The organism is Streptomyces spiramenti (assembly GCF_012034385.1).
GTDB classification, from domain to species: Bacteria; Actinomycetota; Actinomycetes; order Streptomycetales; family Streptomycetaceae; genus Streptomyces; species Streptomyces spiramenti.
Genome location: NZ_JAAVJB010000295.1, coordinates 1 through 5,173, shown reverse-complemented (window position 1 = coordinate 5,173; position 5,173 = coordinate 1). Strand labels below are relative to the sequence as shown.

Sequence of the window (5,173 nt, the reverse complement as noted above, 5' to 3'; positions counted from 1 at the left end):
CTCGGCCAGGCGGTCTGCGACATGATCGGGCGGCGGCTGGCGGCGCAGGTGCCGCAGGACGCGCTGCTGGTGGTCAACCCCTCCCCGCACCCGCGTTCCGGCGTGGTCATGGTGGCGGCGGGGCCGACGGCGCAACCGGTGGCCAGCACCGCCAATCCGGCGGCCAGGGCGAGCGCCGCCGACCGTGTGCTTCCCGGCCCGTACCACGCCATGGTGTCTGCTCCCTCGCCCAACTGCGGCCGTCTGCGCCCAGACTGCCACAGCGCTGCGGCCAACGGGCCAGTCACGGGCGGGAGAAGGGCGACCGGCGCTGCGGCGGGCCCGTCCCCGCTCGCGGCGCTCGACCGCGGCCCTCCGCGGTGGAAGCGGGTGTTCCGGTCCCCGGCGGAGGGGCGCGGGCTAGGGTCCTGGCATGACACACCTGAACGAAGGCCCGGCGGGCGAGCCGGCGCAGCCGCGGGGCGGCCAACCTGCCACGACGGCCGGCGCGGACGGTACCGGTCTCGTTCCGGCGCAGGCGCCACCGCCTCTGCGGGCAGGGGCCGAAGCCGGGTCCGCCCCCCGGGGCGAGGGGGCGGCCGGGCCGTCCGGCGGACCGGGCGGGCGGGTCGGCGGACGGGCCCTGGCGGCATTCACCGGGTGGCGGCTCGCTGTCGCGGCCTGCGCGTTCATCGGCTACGTCGACGTCGCCGTCCGGTTCGGCGACCCGCTGCTGGCGCTGGAGGACCTGAGCCACCTCGCCAGCTTCGTCGCGGGGGTGCTGTACCTGGGGCTGGCCGCCTACCCGTTCGTCACCGGCCGGGTCTGCCTCGAACCGCGGAGCCCGTGGGCCCGAGGCTCGGCGGCGGTGGCGCTGCTGTTGGTGGGCGTCGTGTGGCACACGTTGATGGACGGGCTGGAGACCGGCTACCTCACCACCTCGGCGCTCTTCACCCACCTGGTGACGCCGCTGGTGGTGCTGGTCGACTGGCTTTTCGTGGGCCGGAACCAGCACCGGGCGCGGTGGTGGTTCCCGCTGAGCTGGACGCTGCCGCTGCTGGCCTACCTGGTCTTCATGATCGCGGCGGGGGTGGAGTCGTACAGCGACTTCCTGGATCCGGCGTCCGACGGGTTCGCGGTGACCCTCTCCGCGTTCATCGCCGCGGTGGTCGTCGCCGGGTACGGACTGCTGGGTACCTCCCGGCTGACCCGGCCGGTGCGGAGCGCCGTCGCCGACCGCCTCGGGGCCTGACCCGACGGCACCGCGCCGGACGGCCCGGCCCCGGCGGCCCGGGGCCCGTCGGTCGGGGGTGGTGCCGACGGGCCCCGGAGGTTCGTGGGATCAGTCGCCGGCCCGGGCCGGGGCGGGGACGGCCGGGGACGCGGCGGGCTGCTCGGCCGGTTCGGCGGGCCCGGCGGCGGGTCGGCGACGGCTCTCGGCGTCGCCACCCCCCTCACGGGAGCCGTCACCCTCACCGGCGGCGTCGCCTTCACCGGAACCGTCATCGTCGCCGTCCGACCGCCCATGCGGCCGGGTCGGACCGCCGGGCGCCGCCGGTTCCGGGGCGGTGTCCGACCGCCGGAGGGCGAGGTGCGCGCCGAGCGGGCAGCAGAGCACCACGAGACCGGCCCACATCGCGAACGAGAAGCTCCAGAGCCCCATCATCAGCCCGATCGAGAAGTGGAACAGCACGCCGGCGGCAAGCAGCCGCCAGCGCCAGCGCTGCGGCAGCAGCAGCGCCACTGCCAGCCCCAGCTCGATCGCGAGCGGCACCCAGGTGAGTGCGGCGACGCCGAGCGGGTTGCGAATCACCGGGTCGACCAGCGGTTGCAGCAGCCCGGGGGCGCCGAAGGCCGGGTGGGTGGCCCAGTACCACATCACGGTGCCGTCGGCCCATTCCGCGTGGGGCAGCTTGGCGACGCACGCCTGGAAGTAGAGCAGGGACATCTGCACGCGCACCACCACCAGCGCCGAGAGGCAGCCCAGCGCGACGGCGCGGCTCACCGGGGTCTCGGCGCGGTCCGCGGGGAGGCGGTCCCAGTGGAAACGGCGCGGGTCACCGAGGGCGGTGAGCGAGAGGAGCAGCGCGAGGATGGTGGCGATCTGGTCGCCGCCGTCCGAGATGGCGATGTTGCCCCAGACGCTAAAGGTCACCCAGGCGTGCGGCAGCGCGGTCCAGCGGGGACGCCAGCCGGAGGCGACCACCAGCAGCACCGCCACACACAGCAGCCGGGCCGCCGTCAGCCGGTCCTCCGGGACGAGGCAGAACACCCCGATCCCGCTGACGCCGCCGCAGCTGACGCTCTCCTCGATACCGGAGACGGGGCGGAACAGGGAGTCGGTGGAGCTGAAGAGCACGGTTCCCAGCGTCGCCAGGGCGACCAGGGTGCGGGCGAGGCCGTAGACGGCGGTCCACGGAAGCGGAATGGTCCTCACGGGCAGCTCACCTCCAGGACGAGGGCGTTCTCGACGATCTGCGCGGTGTCGTAGAGGTCGCGCCAGGCGAAGGGCACGGGCGACTCGTGGACGATCCCCACCCGGCCGCAGAGCGTGGGCGAGGGCCCGGGGTTGACGACCTCGGCGCTGACGGGGGCGGCGGCCAGGCATTGCGGCGCGGTCCGCCCCTCGCACTCCAGGGGCTCGATGTCGCGGACCTCGTAGAACAGCACGCCGAGCTCCACCCCCTGCGCCCGGCTCGCCCGGTCGAAGCCGAACTCCGCGTGGCGACCGAGGCGGGCGTCCTGCCAGCCGCCGTCGGTCTCCGTCCAGGCGCCCATGTCGGCGTCCCTGGGCGACTTGGTGAAGAACGCCCAGCCCTGCGGGAGGACGGCACGGCTCGCGTCGGTGACCGACGACTGCCCGGGCAGCTTCACGACGTTGTCGGGCAGGTGGGCCTGCGCCACGTACAGGGCGACCACCGTCCACACCGCTGCCACGGCGGCGATCCAGCTGCGCGGCGTCCGGGTCGTCGGGGGCGCGGTGACCGCGATGCGGCCGCGCCACCGCGCGGGGTCGGTCCACTTCATGTCGGTGACTCCTTGGCGTCGCGGCCCACGGCGGGCGCGCGGTGAGGCGGGCGGGGCGTCAGAGCCAGCCCCGGTCACGGGCGAGCAGCGCGGCGTGCACCCGGTTGTCCGCGCCGAGCAGGTGGATGAGTTCGGCGACGTGCCGCCGGTAGGTGCGCAGCGAGAGGCCGACGCGGCGGGCGCCGGTCTCGTCCTTGCTCGCGCGGCACATCGCGGCGAGGACCTGGGCCTGGACCTCGCTGATGGCGCCGTCCCCCTCCGGGTCGGTCGGGGTGTCCGCGCCGTCGAACTCCTCGGCCTCCTCCCAGAGGCGTTCGAAGTCCCGGACGAGGGTGTCGACCAGCCCGGGTTCGCGCACGCAGAGGGTGCCGCGGTCGCCGTCAACCGGGTCGGCCGGGAGGTGCGCCACCTCCCGGTCGTGGACGGTCAGCGTGCGGTCCAGCTCGGGGGTGACCCGGACCAGGGCTCCTGCGAAGGCGAGTTCGCGGAGGTGGCGGACGACCAGGGGGTCGTCCAGGGCGTCGGGGGCGACGAGTTGGCGCACGGTGGTGCCCTGGCGGAGGTGGCGGTGCTTCACCGCTTCGGTGCGACGGATGTGGCCCGTGGTCAGCACGTCGGTCGGCTCGGCGGTGAGGAGTTCCGCGCAGGAGATGAACGACAGGGCACGCAGACGTAGTTGCAGCTCGACCGGGTCGGTGATCCGCTCGACGAGCGCGGTCTCCGCCGGCGTCTCGCCATCCGGCGGCACGGGGGTGTCGGCGCGGTGCCGCTCCAACTCCTCGACGATGGAGCCGGTGTGGGCGAGGGCGCGGACCTGGCGCAGCAGGTGGTCCATGCGGTCGTCGACGAGCCGGGCGACGGCGGCGTCCGGCTCCTGGGCGCGCCAGCCCTCGCCGTGCTCCTCGACGACGCCGAGCTCCCGGAGCCGGTCGAGCACCGCCTCCACGGTGCCCGCCCGGGCGCCGAGCACCGACCGGAGATGGCGGGTGGGGGCCTCCGGTTCGGCGAGCAGTCGACGGTAGACGTCCTCCTCCGCCGGGGACAGGCCGAGCACCCGCATGACGCGCCGGCTCACCTGCGGCGCCCCCGTCCGTGGGCCGTCGGCCCCTGGCGACTCGTTCCGCACCTGTGCACCTCCCCCCGGTTCGCGGTGTCGTTCGCGGGCCCGGCGCGGCCCGGTTCCGGCCGGCGGGGTCCGGTCGGAACCGGGGCCGTACCGGGCCCCGCCGGCACGGCTCAGGCCGTCCGGAGCACCGTGGCGAGCTGGGCGATGCTCTCCTCCGAGCCGAGTTCGCCCCCCATGATCTGGCTGTAGAAGTGCTGGATGTCCCAGGCGTACTGGGCGTTGAACACGGCGACCGCGTTGCCGATCGCGAGGACGTTGACGGCGACGATGGCCATGACGCAGGCGCCCTGGCCGTACGGCTCGACCGCATCGTCGACGGCGGTCTGGTGGGCGGCGAGCACCTTGGTCGCCGTCTCCAGGCCGCTCTGCACCCGGCGCGGGTCGCCGCTGCGCAGGTCCGTGGAGAAGTCGGCGAAGAAGGTGGGCTCGTTCCGCTCGATGGTGTCGAGCAGGGCGTCGGCGGCGGCGAGCGCGTCGGCGCTGCGGTTGTGCTGCAGGACCTCCGGCGTGTCGTTGTAGAAGCCGGCCTTGATCAGGCCGTCGGCGACGGGGCCCTGGGTGAAGACCAGGCCGCGGAGCAGGTCGCGGCCGTCCTCCGTCGCGGTGGCAGCCTGCTGCTCGATGAGGTGCTCGTGGCTCGCGGGGGCGGCGGCGGTCGACGCCTGGGCGGTGCCGACGACCCCCGCTCCGGCGATCAGGGCGACGGCGGCCGCGGTGGCGATCGTCTTCGGTGAGAACTTCACGTGTGGTGCCTCCTGGACGGAACGACGGTGGGCCCCCGCCCCGGGCTGCGGCAGCACGGCGACGCCGCGGCTGGTGCGCGGCGACCGTCCGGCGGTGGGCTGGGGGAGATCCACACCCTGCCCAGCGGGGGCCACCGCCCTCAAGAGGTGAGGACGGGCACATGGTGCAGCGGGTTGCAGCATGTTGCCGGAACCGCCCCGTCCGCCGCCGTTCGTCCCGCGCGCCACACCCGCGGGGCGCCCGGCGGCGGCACGGGCACCGGACCCGACCGCGGCCCGCCACCGGCGCCCGTGCGGG

Annotated in this window: 6 protein-coding genes; 1 reads left to right on the top strand and 5 read right to left on the bottom strand. The window is 75.2% G+C overall.

Annotation, left to right across the window (positions count from 1 at the left end):
* A partial coding sequence (locus tag HCJ92_RS21925) for a hypothetical protein (protein WP_167935343.1) occupies positions 1 to 212 on the bottom strand: 212 nt, incomplete at its 3' end.
* A 200-nt stretch (positions 213 to 412) separates the two neighbouring features.
* Between HCJ92_RS21925 and HCJ92_RS21920 the strand changes: the two genes are divergently transcribed.
* Positions 413 to 1,231, top strand: a complete 819-nt coding sequence (locus HCJ92_RS21920) for a Pr6Pr family membrane protein (protein ID WP_167935342.1) — start codon at positions 413 to 415, stop codon at positions 1,229 to 1,231.
* A gap of 90 nt (positions 1,232 to 1,321) precedes the next feature.
* Here the strand turns inward: HCJ92_RS21920 and HCJ92_RS21915 are convergent, their stop codons facing one another.
* The 4 genes from HCJ92_RS21915 to HCJ92_RS21900 all read right to left on the bottom strand — a co-directional run bounded on the left by HCJ92_RS21915 (position 1,322) and on the right by HCJ92_RS21900 (position 4,875).
* On the bottom strand, positions 1,322 to 2,416 hold the full coding sequence (locus HCJ92_RS21915; protein ID WP_338054315.1) for a sporulation-delaying protein SdpB family protein: 1,095 nt from the start codon (positions 2,414 to 2,416) through the stop codon (positions 1,322 to 1,324).
* On the bottom strand, positions 2,413 to 3,006 hold the full coding sequence (locus HCJ92_RS21910; protein WP_167935341.1) for an SdpA family antimicrobial peptide system protein: 594 nt from the start codon (positions 3,004 to 3,006) through the stop codon (positions 2,413 to 2,415). Before HCJ92_RS21910 ends, HCJ92_RS21915 begins: the two co-directional genes overlap by 4 nt.
* 58 nt (positions 3,007 to 3,064) lie before the next feature.
* Positions 3,065 to 4,081, bottom strand: coding sequence for a helix-turn-helix domain-containing protein (locus tag HCJ92_RS21905; protein WP_167935340.1), 1,017 nt, complete (start codon positions 4,079 to 4,081; stop codon positions 3,065 to 3,067).
* Positions 4,082 to 4,242: 161 nt separating this feature from the next.
* On the bottom strand, positions 4,243 to 4,875 hold the full coding sequence (locus HCJ92_RS21900; protein WP_167935339.1) for a sporulation delaying protein family toxin: 633 nt from the start codon (positions 4,873 to 4,875) through the stop codon (positions 4,243 to 4,245).
* Between the last annotated feature and the right edge of the window lie 298 nt (positions 4,876 to 5,173).

What these genes read in the sequence shown, in the direction of transcription:
- HCJ92_RS21910 (WP_167935341.1), bottom strand. Translation starts at nt 3,006, where the DNA reads ATGAAGTGGACCGACCCCGCGCGGTGGCGCGGCCGCATCGCGGTCACC.
- HCJ92_RS21920 (WP_167935342.1), top strand. Translation starts at nt 413, where the DNA reads ATGACACACCTGAACGAAGGCCCGGCGGGCGAGCCGGCGCAGCCGCGG.